The 16,430-nt window shown below is 71.8% G+C and carries 14 protein-coding genes; 10 read left to right on the top strand and 4 right to left on the bottom strand.

What is annotated here, in order from left to right:
• Nucleotides 1-214: 214 nt before the first annotated feature.
• Nucleotides 215-1,402 carry an elongation factor Tu gene (tuf, locus tag ACTOWY_RS28880; protein WP_441312756.1) on the top strand — a complete coding sequence of 396 codons (1,188 nt, stop codon included), beginning with the start codon at nt 215-217 and terminating at the stop codon, nt 1,400-1,402.
• 36 nt (nt 1,403-1,438) lie between these two features.
• On the opposite strand, the gene ACTOWY_RS28875 is transcribed toward tuf, so the two are convergent.
• Nucleotides 1,439-2,896: an aldehyde dehydrogenase family protein gene (locus tag ACTOWY_RS28875; RefSeq protein ID WP_441312755.1), complete on the bottom strand. Its 1,458-nt coding sequence runs from the start codon at nt 2,894-2,896 to the stop codon at nt 1,439-1,441.
• Between the two features lie 87 nt (nt 2,897-2,983).
• A complete protein-coding gene (locus ACTOWY_RS28870; protein ID WP_247758657.1) occupies nt 2,984-3,517 on the bottom strand; it encodes a MarR family winged helix-turn-helix transcriptional regulator in 534 nt (177 codons plus the stop codon).
• 219 nt (nt 3,518-3,736) lie between these two features.
• On the opposite strand from ACTOWY_RS28870, the gene ACTOWY_RS28865 reads away from it, so the two are divergent.
• Together ACTOWY_RS28865 and ACTOWY_RS28860 are read left to right on the top strand one after the other, a co-directional pair.
• On the top strand, nt 3,737-5,080 hold the full coding sequence (locus tag ACTOWY_RS28865; protein WP_441312754.1) for a glutamine synthetase family protein: 1,344 nt from the start codon (nt 3,737-3,739) through the stop codon (nt 5,078-5,080).
• Nucleotides 5,081-5,090: 10 nt separating this feature from the next.
• On the top strand, nt 5,091-6,455 hold the full coding sequence (locus ACTOWY_RS28860; RefSeq protein ID WP_441312753.1) for a pyridoxal phosphate-dependent decarboxylase family protein: 1,365 nt from the start codon (nt 5,091-5,093) through the stop codon (nt 6,453-6,455).
• Here the strand turns inward: ACTOWY_RS28860 and ACTOWY_RS28855 are convergent.
• Nucleotides 6,405-7,931: an AMP-binding protein gene (locus ACTOWY_RS28855; protein WP_441312752.1), complete on the bottom strand. Its 1,527-nt coding sequence runs from the start codon at nt 7,929-7,931 to the stop codon at nt 6,405-6,407. The genes ACTOWY_RS28860 and ACTOWY_RS28855 overlap by 51 nt on opposite strands.
• Nucleotides 7,932-7,995: 64 nt before the next feature.
• Here ACTOWY_RS28855 and ACTOWY_RS28850 point away from each other — a divergent pair, with 64 nt between their 5' ends.
• From ACTOWY_RS28850 to ACTOWY_RS28835, 4 genes are read left to right on the top strand one after another with little or no spacing between them, the layout of a single operon-like run.
• Nucleotides 7,996-8,439 carry an ester cyclase gene (locus ACTOWY_RS28850; RefSeq protein ID WP_441312751.1) on the top strand — a complete coding sequence of 148 codons (444 nt, stop codon included), beginning with the start codon at nt 7,996-7,998 and terminating at the stop codon, nt 8,437-8,439.
• Nucleotides 8,440-8,460: 21 nt separating this feature from the next.
• Nucleotides 8,461-9,669 carry an acetoin utilization protein AcuC gene (locus ACTOWY_RS28845; protein ID WP_441312750.1) on the top strand — a complete coding sequence of 403 codons (1,209 nt, stop codon included), beginning with the start codon at nt 8,461-8,463 and terminating at the stop codon, nt 9,667-9,669.
• A 7-nt stretch (nt 9,670-9,676) separates the two neighbouring features.
• Complete coding sequence (locus ACTOWY_RS28840) at nt 9,677-12,391, top strand: bifunctional acetate--CoA ligase family protein/GNAT family N-acetyltransferase (RefSeq protein WP_441312749.1); 2,715 nt, start codon at nt 9,677-9,679, stop codon at nt 12,389-12,391.
• A 20-nt stretch (nt 12,392-12,411) separates the two neighbouring features.
• Entirely contained in the window at nt 12,412-13,179 is a 768-nt protein-coding gene (locus ACTOWY_RS28835; RefSeq protein ID WP_441312748.1) for a GntR family transcriptional regulator, read from the top strand.
• Here ACTOWY_RS28835 and ACTOWY_RS28830 read toward each other — a convergent pair.
• Complete coding sequence (locus ACTOWY_RS28830) at nt 13,166-13,891, bottom strand: alpha/beta fold hydrolase (RefSeq protein ID WP_441312747.1); 726 nt, start codon at nt 13,889-13,891, stop codon at nt 13,166-13,168. The genes ACTOWY_RS28835 and ACTOWY_RS28830 overlap by 14 nt on opposite strands.
• A 56-nt stretch (nt 13,892-13,947) precedes the next feature.
• On the opposite strand from ACTOWY_RS28830, the gene ACTOWY_RS28825 reads away from it, so the two are divergent.
• From ACTOWY_RS28825 to ACTOWY_RS28815, 3 genes are all read left to right on the top strand, one after another.
• Nucleotides 13,948-14,529 (top strand): hypothetical protein, encoded by a 582-nt coding sequence (locus tag ACTOWY_RS28825; RefSeq protein WP_441312746.1) that lies wholly within the window; start codon nt 13,948-13,950, stop codon nt 14,527-14,529.
• Nucleotides 14,530-14,620: 91 nt separating this feature from the next.
• Nucleotides 14,621-15,736, top strand: coding sequence for a TIGR03364 family FAD-dependent oxidoreductase (locus tag ACTOWY_RS28820; RefSeq protein WP_441312745.1), 1,116 nt, complete (start codon nt 14,621-14,623; stop codon nt 15,734-15,736).
• The gene (locus ACTOWY_RS28815) at nt 15,733-16,410 is read left to right on the top strand and encodes a phosphonatase-like hydrolase (protein WP_441312744.1); all 678 of its coding nucleotides are present in this window, start codon (nt 15,733-15,735) and stop codon (nt 16,408-16,410) included. Before ACTOWY_RS28820 ends, ACTOWY_RS28815 begins: the two co-directional genes overlap by 4 nt.
• Nucleotides 16,411-16,430: the final 20 nt, after the last annotated feature.

Genomic DNA, 16,430 nt, shown 5'->3' with positions numbered 1-16,430 from the left:
GCCACTGCCTGCCGGGCGCGCTGTCGGCCGTCTCAGCCTGGCTGTCCGGCGCGCGAAGCTGACCCTCCTCCCGCTGTGGAGAACCGAAGGAGGAGGGTGGCCCGCCCCGGCGGCCCCCACTCCTTGCGAGTAGCCGGGGTCGTTGGTCGGTTCTCGCTTGACCCTCACCGAACGTGAGGGTCGAGCCTGGTCTCATCCGACCCGAGGAACAGTCATGAGCAAGCAGCAGTACACCCGGACCAAGCCGCACCTCAACATCGGCACCATGGGCCACGTCGACCACGGCAAGACGACCCTGACCACCGCGATCACCAAGGTGCTTGCCGAGCAGGCCGGGTCCACCACCGACTACGTCGCCTTCGACCGGATCGACAAGGCGCCGGAGGAGATCGAGCGCGGGATCACCATCAACATCGCGCACGTGGAGTACGAGACGCCGACCCGGCACTACGCGCACGTGGACATGCCGGGGCACGCCGACTACGTGAAGAACATGATCACCGGCGCGGCGCAGCTGGACGGGGCGATCCTGGTGGTCTCCGCCGAGGACGGGGCCAAGCCGCAGACCAGGGAGCACATCGTGCTCGCCCGGCGGATCGGGGTCGAGCACCTGGTGGTGGCGCTGAACAAGGCGGACCTGGTGGCCGATGAGGAGCTGCTGGACCTGGTGGAGCTGGAGATCCGGGACCTGTTGTCCCGGTACGGCTTCGACGGGGACGCGGTGCCGGTGATCCCGGTGTCGGGGCTGCGTGCGCTGGCGGGCGAGGAGCGCTGGGTGAACAGCGTGCTCGACCTGCTGCGCGCGGTGGACGAGCACGTGCCGGAGCCGGTGCGCCGCCTCGACCTGCCGTTCCTGATGCCGATCGAGAACGTGCTGACCATCACCGGTCGCGGCACCGTGGTGACCGGGGCGGTGGAGCAGGGCTCGATCGCGCTCGGCGACGCGGTGGAGGTGGTCGGGCTGGAGCCGACCTTCGGCAGTGTGTGCACGGGGCTGGAGACCTTCGGCAAGTCCCTGGACCGGGCGCAGGCCGGGGACAACGCGGCGATCCTGCTGCGCGGGGTGAAGCGGGAGCAGGTGCAGCGCGGGCAGGTGCTGGCGCTGCCCGGCAGCGTGCGCCCGCACACCGCGTTCACCGCGCAGGTGTACGTGCTCTCCACCCAGGAGGGCGGTCGCCGGACGCCGTTCCACGCCAACTACCGGCCGCAGTTCCACTTCCGCACCGCGGACGTGGTGGGCGAGATCGAGCTGCCCGAGGGCGTGGTGGTGCGTCCGGGCGACTCGGTCGAGCTGACCGTGCGGCTGGGCAAGCCGGTCGCGATGGGCGCGGGCCTGGGGTTCGCCATCCGTGAGGGTGGGCGGACCGTGGGCGCGGGCACCATCAGCGAGTTGCTCGACTGAAGCACCGGACTGACCCCGCGACATCGCGTCGCGGGGTCAGTCCAGCAGGCCGTCGGGGGCGAAGACGGTGTTCTTGAGGTCGCAGTAGAAATCGAAGCTCCACTGGCCGCCGCCGCGTCCGATGCCGGACTGCCGGGATCCGCCGTAGGGCGCGCGCAGGTCGCGCACCGCGCCGCAGTTGACCCACACCGTCCCGGCGACCAGGTGTGCGGTGACCCGGCGGGCGCGGTCGGCGTTGCCGGTGAACACGGTCGCGGCCAGGCCGTGCCTGCTGTTGTTGGCCAGGGACAACGCCTGCGCCTCGGTGTCGAAGGTCTGCAGGGTGAGCACCGGGCCGAGGATCTCCTCGGTCAGGATCTCGCCGCCGGGCGGCGGATCGGCGAGCAGGGTGGGCCGGTAGTACAGGCCGCCGAGGCGTTCGTGCCGGGAGCCGCCCAGCAGCGGCCGGGCGCCGGCGGCCAGCGCGCGGGTGACGAAACCGTCGATGCTCTTGAGGTGTGCGCGGTGGATCTGCGGGCCGATGTCGGTGCGCACATCCCGCGGGTCGCCCTGGCGCAGGGCGGTGGCGCGCACCAGGAACCGGGTGGTGAACTCCTCGGCCACCCGCCGCTCCACCAGCAGCCGCCCGCCCGCGTGGCAGAACTGGCCCGCGTGGTCGAACTGCTCCACCGCGACCGCGGCGGCCCGGTCCAGATCGCTGTCGGCGAAGATGATGACCGGCGATTTTCCGCCCAGCTCCAACGAAACCGGGGTCAGCGTGGCACCGGCCGCGGCGGCCACCCGGCGACCGGCCGGCGCGGATCCGGTGTAGGCCAGCCGGGCCAGTCCGGGATGCGCGGCCAGTGCGGCGCCCGCCTCGCTTCCGCTGCCCTGCACCAGGTTCAGCACCCCGTCGGGCAGGCCGGCCTCGGCGGTGATCCGGCACAGCAGCGCGGCGGTCAGCGGCGCCCACTCGGCCGGTTTCAGCACCACCGTGTTGCCCGCGGCCAGTGCCGGGGCGAGCCGCCAGCTCGCCTGCAGCAGCGGCGCGTGCCAGGGCGTGATCAGCCCGCACACCCCGGCCGGGTCCCAGCTCACGTGGTTGCGGTGCGCGCGCAGGTGGAAGTCGGGGTGGTGCAGCTCCAGCAGCCGGTCGGCGAAGAACCGGAAGTGGTGCGCGACCCTGGGCAGGGTGGCGCGCAGGTGGGTGCGCAGCAGGCCGCCGTTGTCCACCGTCTCCACCGCGGCCAGGTGGTCCAGCCGCACCAGCACCTCATCGGCGATGGCGTGCAACAGCTCGGCGCGTTCCTCCCTGGTGGTGCGGGAGAAATCGCGGAAGGCCCTGCGGGCGGCGGTGACCGCGGCGTCCACCTCGGCCGGGCCGCCGCGGGCCAGTTCGGCGATGGGCTGCTCGTCCAGCGGCGAGAGATCGGTGAACCGGCGGGCCGAGGGGACCCAGGCACCACCGATCCAATGCTCCTCGGGGATGCGCACCCCCGCCACGGTCGCGACCATTCCGCCCCCTGGCTTGTTCGGTTCCAAACAAGTTAGGTCGCGGCCGCAGGCGGGTCAACCGCCTGCCGGGCATGATGATTGGGCCGATCAGCCCTGTTCACGCAGGGCGGCCCGGCGCGGTTCGCCCTCGCGTTCGAGGTGTCCGATCAACCCGCGCAGGGTGGTGGCCAGCTGCTGGCGGCGCGAGCTGGACAGCTCGTCGACCACGAAGGACTCCTCGGCGTTGAAGGCCGGGAACAGCTTGCGCATCAACCGCTTGCCCTTGGTGGTCAGGTGCAGCACCACCAGGCGGCCGTCCGCGGCGTGCTCGCGCCGTTCGACCAGGCCGCTCTGCTCCAGGGTCTTGACCACCCCGGTGAGCGTGCCCTTGGTGATCCCGGCCTCCGCGGCGACGTGCCTGGTCTCCATATCGCCCCAGATCCAGACCACCCAGAGCACCACGAACCCGGTCCAGGTCAGCCCGGCCGGGCGCAGGATGACGCTTTCCATGTGATTGCGCACCGCGACCGCGGCCCGGTGGATGTTGGCGACCGCGGCCATCGCCTCGAAGTCCAGCGGCAGGTCGCCGAGCCGCTCCCGGACCGCGTGCTCGGTCTCCTGGACGGTGCGCTGTGTCCTCACGCGATCATTGTGCGGGTAACCGGGCGCGCCGACCGAGTGAACGTGTCAGGCGTGCCCAAATCGTTTGCTTCCTTAATAGTGGACCAGACCGCTCAGTCGGTCGGTGCATGCGCATGCAAATGGGCACCAAAGTTCATTTGGTGCCAAACGATTGACCCTTGTGTGCCGTGCGCCGCCGACTTATTGTTCGGATCCAAACAACTTTCCGGAGGGTCGGGTATGGCCGAAAGTGCGGGTGAGCGGGCCGCGGCGGTCGCGTCGGCGCTGGCCGCGGGCGGCGTCGACCTGATCCGGGTGCTCTTCCCCGACCTGCTGGGCATCCCGCGCGGCAAGGAGATCCCGGTCCGGCTGCTGCCCGAGGTGGCCGAGCGCGGACTGTCCTTCTGCCGGGGCGTCTACTACACCAGCGCGCGCGGCGAGAACATCCCCGCGCCCACCGCGCTGGCGGCCGGACTGCCCGATGTGGTGGCCCGGCCGATCCTGGACACGGTGACCCGGTTGCCCTGGGCCGACGGACTGGCCTGGTGCGTGGCCGAGGTGTCCGAGCCGGGCGGGTCGCCCGCGGTGGAGGATCCGCGGGCGGCCCTGCGCCGGGTGCTGGCGCACTTCGCGGCCGACGGGCTCAGCCCGGTGCTCGGCCCTGAGCTGGAGTTCTTCCTGCTGGAGGAGGCCGATGGCGCGGTCCGCCGGTACGGGCCCGGGCTGGGCAACGTCTACACCACCGGCCTCAAGGGCGATCCGCGCGGACTGCTGCCGCACTTCCTGCGCGGGCTGAGCGGGCTGGGCCTGGACATCGTCGGCGGCAACCACGAGTTCGGCTCCGGCCAGTTCGAGATCAACCTTGGCCACACCGGCGCGCTCGCCGCCAGTGACGCCTGCTTCGGCTTCAAGCTCGGCGTGCGCGAGCTGGCCGCCACCCAGGGGCTGCACGCGACGTTCATGGGCAAGCCGTTCAACGACGACGGCGGCTCCGGCTTCCACCTGCACCTGTCCATAACGGACGGTGCGGGGGTGAACCTGTTCGACGATCCGGACGGCCCGCACGGACTCTCCGGGCTGGCCCTGTCCGCGGTGGCCGGGATCCTGGCGCACGCGCCCGCGCTGACCGCGCTGCTGGCGCCCACGATCAACGCCTACCGCCGGTTGCAGCCGGACACCCTGGCCCCGTTCCTGGTGGACTGGGGCCTGGACAACCGCTGCGCGCTGGTGCGGATCCCGCCGGAACGCGGCGGCGGGGCCCGGCTGGAGGTGCGGCTGGGTGATGCCGCGGCCAACCCATACCTGGGCGCGGCCGCGGTGCTGGCCGCCGCCCACCTGGGCATCGCCGGGAAACTGCGGCCGGGTGACCCGCTGATCGGCTACGGCTACGACCCGGCGAAGGCGGGCGCGTTGCCGGGTGATCTGGGCGCCGCGGTGGACGCCCTGGTCGCCGACACCGCGCTCACCGAGGTGCTCGGCCCGGGGCTGGTCGAGGCCTTCGCCGCGGTCAAGCGGTTCGAGGTGGCCGAGTTCGCCCGCTATGTCACCGACTGGGAGTTCCGCGAGTACGCCTACCACCTGTGAGGAGCTGACGGTGAATCTCCGGCACTGGCTGAGCGCCGCCGTTGACCAGCACGAGTCCTGGGCCAAGGGGTTCGGCGACTTCACCCCGCATCCGGCGCTGCAGGTGGACGAGACCCGCTTCGGCGAGGCGCTCGGCGAGCTGGGGGAGCGGCTGCGGGACAACTACCCGTTCTTCCACCCGCGCTACGCCGGCCAGATGCTCAAGCCACCGCACCCGGCGGCCATCGTCGGCTACCTGGCCGCGATGCAGATCAACCCGAACAACCACGCCCTGGACGGCGGCCGGGCCACCGCGGAGCTGGAGAAGGAGGTGATCGCCCAGCTGGCCGGGATGTTCGGCTATGGCACCCACCTGGGCCACCTCACCAGCAGCGGCACCATCGCCAACCTGGAGGCGCTGTTCGTGGCCAGGGAGACCCACCCTGGCAAGGTGGTGCTCTACAGCGCGGACGCGCACTACACGCACAGCCGGATGTGCCAGGTGCTCGGCATCAGCGGTGAGGCGGTGCCGTCCGACGCCGGCGGGCGGATCGACCTGGACGCCCTGGAAACGCGGCTGCGGCGCGGGGACGTCGGCACCGTGGTGCTCACCCCGGGCACCACCGGACTCGGCGCGCTGGACCCGATCCACGAAGCCCTCGCGCTCAAGGACACCTACGGCGTCCGGATCCACGTGGACGCGGCATACGGCGGGTTCTTCTCCCTGGTCGCGGGGGAGTTCGGCATCCCGGCCGCACCGTTCCGGGCCATCGCGCGCTGCGATTCGGTGGTGGTCGACCCGCACAAGCACGGCCTGCAGCCCTACGGCTGCGGCGCGGTGCTCTTCGCCGATCCCGCGGTCGGCCGCTTCTACCGGCACGACTCGCCCTACACCTACTTCACCTCCGGCGAACTGCACCTGGGGGAGATCTCCCTGGAATGCAGCCGGGCCGGCGCCGCCGCGGCCGCGTTGTGGCTGACGCTGAAGGTGCTGCCGCTGACCAGGAACGGACTCGGCGAGGTGGTGGCCGCCGGACGCCGGGCCGCGCAACGCTGGACCGAGCTGATCGAGGACTCGGCGGAGCTGACCCTGTACCAGCGCCCCGAACTGGACATCGTCAGCTATTTCCCCACCAGGCCAACACTGTCCGAAGTGGACAGTGTCAGTGCGGGGACGATGGACCGGGGCATGACCAGCCAGACCGACCCGGTGTTCCTGGCCACCTACACCGTCACTCCCGAGGCGCTGCGCCAGCGCGGGCACCGGCTCACCGAGGACGCCGCACAGGCGCGGATCCTGCGCAGCGTGCTGATGAAACCCGAGCACGAGTCCACTGTGGACTGGCTACATGCCAGGGTGGAAGGTCTGGTCCGCGGCGGCGATCCGCTGGCGTAGCAGGTTCTTGCGCACCTTGCCCATCTCGTTGCGCGGCAGCTCGGCCACCAGCTCCAGCCGATGCGGCTGGTACCACTCGGTCATGCCGCGTTCGGTGAGGTAGGCGCGCAACTGGCTCAGCGTCGGTGGTGGACCGGCGGGCACCACCACCGCGCAGGCCAGCTCGCCCTGGAACCGGTCGGAATAGCCGACCAGCGCCACCTGGTCCACCGCCGGATGCCCGGCCAGCTCGTCCTCGACCTCCTTGACCAGGATCATCGAGATGCCGCCGATCCGGTCCACCCCGCGCCCGGTGACCCGGATCCCGCCGTGCCCGTCGGCTCGGGCCAGATCGCCGGTGTCGTACCAGCCGTGCTCGGCCAGCACCCGGACCGCGCCGGAACCGGTGTCCAGGGTGGCCAGCGCCGCCGCCGCGCCGCGGATGAACAGCCGGGACTCCTCCGCGCTCGCGCCCGGCGCCAGCTCGAACTCCAGGTGCGGCCCGAACCGGCCGTCGCTGTAGGTGGCGGCATCGGCCGGGTCGTCGGCCCTGGTCCAGCTGAAACCGCCCTCGGTCATCGCCCACAGCGCGCGCAGCGGCAGCCCGTACTGCTCGGCCACCTCACCGGGCAGCTGGCGGGGGATCGGCATGCCACCGGCCAGCACACACCGCCAGGACAGCGGCAGCGGCTCGGCCCGGTGCGCGGCCAGCAGCGCGGTGAGGAACGGCGGCGCGGCGGCCAGCACGGTGGCGCCCTTGGCCGAGATCAGCCGGTTCAGTCCGGCCGGATCCCACTCGTCCTGGTAGAGCGCGGTGCCGCCGCGCAGCAGCGGTAGCAGCACGCCGAAACCCAGTCCGGCGATCCGGGACAGCGAATGCGGGGTCACCGTGATCACCGGATCACCCAGGTCCTCCTCGGCGGCGAAGCCGGCCAGGTTGGCGTGCAGGGTGTTGTGGCTGTGCAGCACGCCCTTGGGCTCGCCGGTGGTGCCCGAGGTGAACAGCACCAGGAACACCCGGTCCGGATCATCCGCTGATCCGTCGTCCGCACCGGTCCAGTCGCCGTCGAGGAAATAGGGCAGGTCCTCGGCCAGCACGCAGGTGCGCGCGCCGGTCCACTGCTGGAATTTGGCCCGTTCCCTCGGCCCCATGCTGGCCATGATCGGCGCGGCGATGGCGCCGACCACGGCGCAGGCCAGGGTCAGCGCGGCGTTCTCCCACCGGTTGGGCAGCTGGTAGGACACCACCGCACCAGGCCCGACACCCCGCGCCCGCAACGCGTCGGCGAACCGGAACACTTGGCGGTGCAGCTCGCGATAGGTCAGGCGCACCGGTTCCGCCTGCCCGGCGACCTGCGCGACTATCGCGTGGCGCGCCGGAAAATCCGCCACCGCCCGGCGTAGATCGGACAACACGGTCGTGTCCCGCCACCCGCCGAGCGCGCGGTAGTGGTTGGCAAGCTCTCGATCCGGGGCGGAAATCCGAGGAATAGCCACGATGCACGATCGTGCCGGGGCACCATGGGCGCGTAAACACCCAGAACGAGCAAGGAGTGCCAAGGTGTCGGTGAACTCGGAGCTGCGCGCCACCCGTGAGTCGATCGTGCGGGAGCACATGGAGTCGGAGAATCGGCACGAGTTCGACGTCACCCTGGGCACCTTCGAGCACCCGCGCTACGAGATCGTCGCCACCGGGGACGTCTACGACGGCGCCGAGGCCGTGAGCAGGTATTTCGACGAGAGCCGGACCGCGTTCCCTGACCAGCGCAACGAGCTGCTCGCGCTGCACCACGCCGACGACGCGGTGATCGTGGAGTTCTTACTCAAGGGCACCCACCAGGGCCCGTTGCGCGGCATCCCGGCCACCGGCCGCGAGTTCACCGTGCGGGCCACCGCGTTCTTCGTCTTCGAGGGCGCCCACCTGGTCTGCGAGCGGGTCTACACCGACATGCTGAGCATCCTGATCCAGCTCGGGCTGGCCCCGATCCAGGGCTTGTCCGGCTGAGTTCGAGGTAGGTTTCACCTCATGGGTGACCGGGTCGCAGTCGTGTGGGACGAGTCGTTTCTGAGCTACGACCTCGGCGGGGACCATCCGCTCAACCCGGTCCGGCTCGACCTGACCGTGCGGCTGGCCCGGTCGCTGGGCGTCCTGGACGGGGTGCCACTGCACCTGCCGGTGCCCGCCACCGAGGCCGAGCTGGAACGGGTGCACGAGCCGAGCTACCTGGCCGCGGTGCAGGCCGCGCCGACCTCGGCCTGGGACGTCGGCCACGGCCTGGGCACCCCGGACAACCCGGTGTTCGAGCACATGCACGAGGCATCGGCGCTGGTCGCGGGCGGTTCGCTGGTCGCGGCCCGTGCCATCGGGGAGGGCAGGGCGGACCGCGCGGTCAACCTGGCAGGCGGCCTGCACCACGCGATGGCCGGGCACGCGGCCGGATTCTGCGTCTACAACGACTGTTCGGTGGCCATCGCCGACCTGCTCGCCCAGGGCGTGGAGCGGGTCGCCTACCTCGACGTGGACGTGCACCACGGCGACGGCGTGCAGGCGGCCTTCTACGACGACCCCCGGGTGCTCACCATCTCGCTGCACCAGCACCCGCTGACGCTGTGGCCGGGCACCGGCTACGCCCGGGAGCTGGGCGTCGGGGACGCCGAGGGCACCTCGGTCAACATCGCGCTACCGCCGAGGGCCACCGACGCTGGCTGGCTGCGCGCTTTCCACGCCACGGTGCCCTCGCTGCTCAAGGCGTTCCGGCCGCAGGTGCTGGTCACCCAGTGCGGCGCCGACACCCACCGCGAGGACCCCCTGGCCGACCTGTCGCTGTCGGTGGACGGGCACCGGGCCACCTACCAGGCGCTCCGCGAGCTGGCCGAGACCTACGCGGACGGCAAATGGCTGGTGCTCGGCGGCGGAGGCTACGCGCTGATGCGAGTGGTCCCCCGATCGTGGACGCACCTGCTGGCCACCGTGCTCGACCGCGACCTGGACCCCGACACCAGCCTGCCCGCGGACTGGATCGCGCACACGGCGCGACTCGCGCCACACGTGCCGCTGCCGACGACCATGACCGATGAGTGCGACCCTTCCTACGTGCCATGGGACAACTCCACCGAAGACCCGCTAGCGGGGTCGAGCATCGGCTCAGGGGACGCGGTGGATTCCGCTATCCGGGACACCCGCCGAGCGGTGTTCCCCTTGCACGGCCTCGACCCCGATGATCCACGCGACTGAGGGACCGATGAGCGAGCCCGAGCCGGATCCGTACGACTACCCGCGCCACTGGGAAGCCGACGTCGTGCTCTCCGACGGCGGCACGGTGCACCTGCGGCCGATCACCCCCGACGACGCCGAACGCCTGCGCGCCTTCCACGGCAGGCTGTCCGAGCGCACCCGCTACCTGCGTTACTTCGGCCCGTACCCGCGCATCCCGGACCGCGACCTGAAACGGTTCACCACCGTCGACCACCAGCACCGGGTGGCCCTGGTCGCGCTGCTGGGCGACGACATCCTGGCGGTGGGCCGGTTCGACCGGCTCAGTGGCACCGGCAAGGCCGCGCTGATCAAGTCCCCGGTCACCGCCCAGTCGCCCGACGGCGAGGTGGCCGAGGTCGCCTTCGTGGTGGAGGACCCGCACCAGGGCCGCGGCCTGGGCTCGATCCTGCTCGAACACCTCACCGCGGCCGGCCGCGAGGTCGGGGTGCGGCGGTTCGTGGCCGAGGTGCTCGCGGAGAACCGGCAGATGGTCCGGGTGTTCCGGGAGGCCGGGTACGCGGTGAGCCGGGCCTTCGACGAAGGCGTGCTGCACCTGGAATTCGCCATCGACGCCACCACCGAATCACTCGCGGTGGCGCACTCCAGGGAACAGGCCGCCGAGGCACGCAGCGTGCACAACCTGCTGCACCCGCGTTCGGTCGCGGTGATCGGCGCCTCCACCGACCACGCCAAGGTCGGGCACGCCGTGCTCAGCAACCTCCTGGTCGCCGACTTCGCCGGACCGGTCTACCCGGTCAACGCCGAGCACCGCTCGGTGCGCGGCGTGCGCGCCTACCCCACGGTGCTCGACATCCCCGACGACGTGGACCTCGCGGTGGTCGCGGTGCCCGCAGCCAAGGTCGGCGAGGTGATGGACGCCTGTCTGGCCAAGGGGGTCAAAGCCCTGGTCGTGGTCAGCTCCGGGTTCGCCGAGACCGGCGCCGAGGGCGCCACCCGGCAGCGCGAGCTGGTCACCGAGGCCCGTGCGCACGGCATGCGGGTGGTCGGACCCAACGCGCTCGGCGTGGTCAACATGGACGCGACCGTGCGGCTCAACGCCAGCCTCGCGCCCACCCTGCCCGGCCGTGGCCGCACCGGCTTCTTCTGCCAGTCCGGCGCACTCGGCAGCGCCATCCTGGCCACCGCCGCCGACCGCGGACTGGGGCTGTCCACCTTCGTCTCCGCCGGCAACCGGGCCGACGTCTCCGGCAACGACCTGCTCCAGTACTGGGAGACCGATCCGGCCACCGATGTGGTGCTGCTGTACCTGGAATCCTTCGGCAACCCACGCAAGTTCGGCAGGCTGGCCCGCAGGCTCGGCCGGTCCAAACCGATCATCGCGGTCAAGTCAGGGCGGCACGCGGTGCGGCCAGGACTGGCGCTCACCTCGGTGGCGGTCGACGAGGCATCCGTGCAGGCGTTGTTCGAGCAGGCCGGGGTGATCCGGGTCGAGTCCCTGGCCCAGCTCTTCGACACCGCACTGCTCTTCGCCCACCAGCCGCTGCCCGCCGGACCGAGGGTGGCCATCGTCGGCAACTCCTCGGCACTGGGCATGCTCGCCGCCGACTCCGCGCTCGCCCAGGGCCTGGAACTGGCCTGCGAGCCCATCGACGTCGGCCCGTCAGCCGCGCCGGAGGTCTTCGCCGAGGCCATCCGCGAGGCGGTGTGCCGGGACGATGTGGACGCCCTGGTCGCGGTGTTCGCCCCGCCGGTGGCGGTGCCGGGCACCGCCTACGCGCGAGCGCTGCGGGAGGCGGTCTCCGAGGGCTGCGGGGCGCGAAAGCCTGTGGTGTCCACGTTCCTGGCCGTGGAAGGCGTGCCCGCCGAGCTGGCCGTGCCCGGACCGGACGGCTCGCCGGGACCCGGCTCACTGCCCTCCTACCCGAGCCCGGAACGCGCGGTGCTCGCCCTGTCCAGAGCGGTCCGGTACGCGCGGTGGCGGTCCGCGCCCCAGGGCCACTTCTCCCGCCCGGCGGACATCGATCCGGCGCGGGCCCGCGCGCTGGTGGACGAGTGGGTGAGTGCCGAGGAGGTGCCGCTCACCGACGAGCAGGTGCTGGACCTGCTGGGCTGCTACGGCATCCGGATCGTGCCTTACCGGGTGGTGTCCGATGTGGACACCGCGATCGAGGCCGCAACCGAGATCGGTTACCCGGTGGCGCTCAAGTCCGCCAGCGCCCGCCTGCGGCACCGCGGCGACCTGGTCGGCGTGCGCCTGGACCTGCCCGGCCGGTACGCGGTGCGCTCGGCGTATGAGGACCTGCGCGAGGTCTCCGCCAACGACGAGGTCTACGTGCAGGCCATGGCCCCCAAGGGCGCCTCCTGTGTGATCGGCCTGCAGGACGACCCGTCCTTCGGCACCCTGGTCTCCTTCGGACTGTCCGGAGTGGTCAGTGACCTGCTCGGCGACCGCGCCTACCGGGCCGTGCCGCTCACCGACGTGGACGCGGACAGCCTGGTCCGCGCGCCCAAGGCGGCCCCGCTGCTCACCGGCTACCGCGGCGACGTGCCTGCCGACCTGGACGCCCTAGCTGGGATCGTGCTCCGGGTGGCCGCGCTGGCCGAGGACCTGCCGGAGGTCCGATCGCTTGCCCTGGAACCGGTGCTGGCCTCCGCCGCGGGCGCGTTCGTGACCAGTGCCCGCGCCTGCCTCGGCCCGCCACCGTCCCGACCGGACAGTGGACCGCGCCGACTTCGCTGACTGGACATATGGTTGATCACATGCCACCTGCCCAGCCTGCCCACCGCGCCGGGGAACCGGTTCGCGACGGGATCCCCGAACACGGGCGGATCCCTCGTTACTACGCGGTCAAGGTCCAACTGCGCGCGGTGATCGAGGAGCTGGGCCCCGGCACCATGCTGCCGAGCGAACGCGAGCTGGCGGAACGGTTCGGCGTGTCCAGGGTCACCCTGCGGCAGGCCGTGGGGGAGCTGGTGCTAGAAGGAAAACTGCAACGGCGGCACGGCAGCGGCACCAGCATCGCGCCGCCCAAGCTGAGCCAGCCGCTGTCGCTGTCCAGCTACACCGAGGGCATGCGCGCCCAGGGCGTGCGGCCAGGGCGCAACCTGATCACCCTGGAACGGCTCACCGCCGACGCCGGCCTGGCCATCGACCTGCTGGTCGAGCTGGGCGCGCCGGTGATCCACATCGAGCGGGTGCTGCTGGCCGACGACGAGCGGGTCGGCCTGGAGTCGACCTACCTGCCCGAGCAGCGTTATCCCGGGCTGCTGGAGGTCTTCGACCCGGCCGAATCGCTCTACGCCTGCCTGCAACAGCAGCTGGGCGTGATCTTCGCCGAGGCGGAGGAACGAGTCGAGACGGTCCTCGCGACCCCGCGGGAGGCGTTGCTGATCGGCACCAACCCGGCCCTGCCCATGCTGCTGCTGCACCGGATCTCCCTGGATCAGCACGGCAACCCGATCGAACGGGTCCGCTCACTCTTCCGCGGCGACCGGTTCAGCTTCGTCACCCACCTCAGACCGCACTGAGGAACCCGAGCACCTCCGCCGCCCAGGCCGCGCCGTTCTCCTCGGCCACCGCGTGCCCGCCGTCCAGCTCCACCAGCCGCGCCCCGGGGATGCCCGCGGCGAGCACCCGGGAATGCCCTGGCGTGCACAGCACATCGCCGCGGGCCGGGAGCACCAGCGTGGGCACCCGGATACCGGGCAGGTCGGGCCGGACGTCGACGTCGAGGGCCATCTCCAGTTGCGCGATCGCGCCCGGGATCGGGTCCTCGGCCAGCCACTTGGTCAACCCGGCCACCAGCTCGGGCACATCGGCGGTGGCCAGGTAGCCGGTGCTGTGGCACATCAGGGTCAGGTACTCGGCCAGCGCGGCCTGATCGCCGGACTCGATCAGCCGCCGCCAGAGGTTGATGGCCAGGCGGAGATGCGGCTCGGGGTAGCCGAAACCGGCGGTGAGGATCAGTCCGTTGACCCGGTCCGGGTGCCGGGTGGCGATGCGCACGGCCACCGCGGTGCCGGTGGAGAAACCGAGCACGGTGAACGGGCCCTCGACCCCGGCGACCAGGCGGTCGGCCAGGCCGTCCAGGGTGAGCGGTTCGGGCGGAGTGGTGCCGGAGCCGGGGTAGTCCTGGGCGATGACGGTGTGCTCGCGGGAGAGGGTGTCCAGGATCGGGCCGAAGCTGTCCTCGACGGTGCTGCCGACGCCATGGGCCAGCAGGACGGTGTGGCGGGTCATGATCGCGACGGTAAATCCTGACATCGATGTGAGGGTCAAGTCGCATACTGGCCGGTGTGATCGACTGGACTCAGGCGCGGGTGATCCGGGTCAGGCGCGAGGCGGACGAGCGCGGACTGCTGCTGGTCCGCGGCCCCGAGGCGGCCGGGTGGGGCGAGGTGCTCGCGGTGCGGCCGGGCGTCGAGCCCTGCTACTGCATGTGCGCGGGAGACCTGACCATCCTGGTGCAGGACCAGGCCAAGCGGCTGCTCGGCGAGCTGCGCTGGCATCACTTCGACGCGCTGAGCGCGGGCGCCGGGACGCGGCCGCTGGTCGATCCGGACCGGCTCATCCGGCAGCTGGTGCGAGCCAGGGTGCTGCTCGTGCGGGATGGCGAGCCGGAGTGGCTGCCGCGTGAGCGGTGGGGTGTCCCGGACGTCGTGGAGATCCGGGTGCGGGCCGGGTTCTGGGCGCTGGTCAACGCGTTCGCGCTGGCCTCATGGCAGGTGGGGTACGGCGACCGGGAGTGCCGGGTGCGGGGTGACGGAGTCGTGGCGGTGCTGCGCCAGGACGGGGACGAGGTGCTGATCTCGGCGCGGCTGGGCGGGTCGCCGGAGGCGCGGTTCCGGGACACCGTGCGGCGTTTGATAACGGACTGATAACTGGTCTAGTTCATCTTTACCTGGGAGTTCACCCTCGGTTGGGCTGATGGTCCCGGGCTGTTCGGTTGCGCCGACAACCGTGTGCCCGGTGCGAGTACTGATCGTGGGCGGCGGCGTGCTGGGGACCATGCACGCCTGGCAGGCCCTCTCCCGAGGCCATGACGTCATCCAGCTCGAACGCGAGCCCGAGGCCAGGGGCGCCTCGGTGCGCAACTTCGGCCTGGTCTGGGTGAGCGGGCGGTCCGAGGGCGCCGAACTGGCCACCGCGCTGCGCGCCCGCGAACTGTGGGAGCAGCTGGGCGCCGAGGTTCCTGGGCTCGGGTTCCGGGCCGCCGGATCGCTCACCGTGTTGCGGACCGACGCCGAACTGGCCGTGGCCGAGGCGTTCGCCGCCTCCGCCGCCGCGGCCCAGCGCGGCACCACCCTGCTCGACCCGGAGCAGGCCCGGCTGCGCAACCCGGCGCTGCGCGGGGAGTTCCTGGCCGCGCTGTGGTGCGAGAAGGACGGGGCGGTCGAGCCGCGGACCGCGCAACCCGCGCTGCGGCAACACCTCCAGGCCACCGGGCGCTACACCTGGCTGCCCGGCCGCGAGGTGCGCGAGCTGACCGGCACCGGGGTCCGGGACGATCACGGGCAGCGGCACGAAGCCGATCTGGTGCTGCTGTGCACCGGCGCGCAGCTCGGCGGACTGGCCAGGGAGGTGGCCGGGGAACTGCCGTTGCGGCGGGTGCGGTTGCAGATGATGCAGACCGAACCGCTCGGCGCGGACTTCCCGACCGCGGTGGCCGACGCGGACAGCCTGCGCTACTACCCGGCCTACGCCGGACCCGCGCTGGAAGCCTTGCGCGCCAACCAGCCCCAGGCGCCGGTGGCCGCCGAACACGCCATGCAGCTGCTGGTCGTGCAGCGCCGCGACGGCGGGCTGACCATCGGCGACACGCACGGGTACGAGGAACCGTTCCCCTTCGACACCGACGAAGCACCGTATGAGTACCTGCGCGAGGTCACCGAATCCCTGCTGGGTCAACAGCTTCCGCCGATCCGGCGGCGCTGGGCCGGGGTGTACGCGCAGAGCCTGACCGGCGAGATCGTGCACCGGGCCCGGCTCACCGACCGGGCCTGGGTCATCGCCGGACCCGGCGGGCGGGGCATGACCTGCTCGCCCGCGATCGCCGAAACCACCGCGCTGGAGGCCGGACTGTGACGATCACCTTGGCAGTGCTGGACATGGCGGGCACCACCGTGCTCGACGGCGGACTGGTCGAACGCGCGTTCACCGCCGCGGTCGGCGCGGTCGGCGTCGAACCGGACGCGCCCGCCTACCCCGGCATGCTCGACTACGTGCGCCGCACCATGGGCGAATCCAAGATCACCGTCTTTCGCGCGCTGCTCGACGGCGACGAGGATCGTGCCCAGACCGCCAACCAGGCCTTCGAGCAGGCCTACGCCGACCTGGTCGACGCCGGGCACTGCGACCCTGTTCCGGGAGCCGCGGCGGCCATCACCCGCCTGCGGGACAACGGGATCAAGGTCGCCCTGGGCACCGGATTCGCCGCGCCCACCCGGGACCGGCTGCTGGCCGGACTGGGCTGGGCCGGCCTGGTCGACCTCAGCCTCACCCCCGCCGAGGCCGGGCGCGGACGGCCGTATCCCGACCTGGTGCTCACCGCCGTGCTGCGGCTGGGCATCGAGGACGTCCGCCAGGTCGCCGTGGTCGGCGACACCACCGCAGACGTCCACAGTGGACTCCGCGCGGGTGCGAGCGTGGTGGCCGGGGTGCTCACCGGCGCGCACGACCGCGCGGCACTCACCGCCGCCGGTGCCACGCATGTGCTTGAGTCTGTCCGCGAGCTACCCGACCTGCTGATCAAGCCATAAAGCCGTTGAGGGAGAACATC

Origin of the sequence: Crossiella sp. CA198 (assembly GCF_052078295.1) — a bacterium.
In the GTDB taxonomy this organism is placed as follows: domain Bacteria; phylum Actinomycetota; class Actinomycetes; order Mycobacteriales; family Pseudonocardiaceae; genus Crossiella.
Note: the sequence above shows the minus strand (reverse complement) of the source record. Positions and strands in the feature narration are given on the sequence as shown.

What these genes read in the sequence shown, in the direction of transcription:
- ACTOWY_RS28875 (WP_441312755.1), bottom strand. Translation starts at nt 2,896, where the DNA reads ATGGTCGCGACCGTGGCGGGGGTGCGCATCCCCGAGGAGCATTGGATC.
- ACTOWY_RS28840 (WP_441312749.1), top strand. Translation starts at nt 9,677, where the DNA reads ATGAGCGAGCCCGAGCCGGATCCGTACGACTACCCGCGCCACTGGGAA.
- ACTOWY_RS28865 (WP_441312754.1), top strand. Translation starts at nt 3,737, where the DNA reads ATGGCCGAAAGTGCGGGTGAGCGGGCCGCGGCGGTCGCGTCGGCGCTG.
- ACTOWY_RS28835 (WP_441312748.1), top strand. Translation starts at nt 12,412, where the DNA reads ATGCCACCTGCCCAGCCTGCCCACCGCGCCGGGGAACCGGTTCGCGAC.
- ACTOWY_RS28830 (WP_441312747.1), bottom strand. Translation starts at nt 13,891, where the DNA reads ATGACCCGCCACACCGTCCTGCTGGCCCATGGCGTCGGCAGCACCGTC.
- tuf (WP_441312756.1), top strand. Translation starts at nt 215, where the DNA reads ATGAGCAAGCAGCAGTACACCCGGACCAAGCCGCACCTCAACATCGGC.
- ACTOWY_RS28845 (WP_441312750.1), top strand. Translation starts at nt 8,461, where the DNA reads ATGGGTGACCGGGTCGCAGTCGTGTGGGACGAGTCGTTTCTGAGCTAC.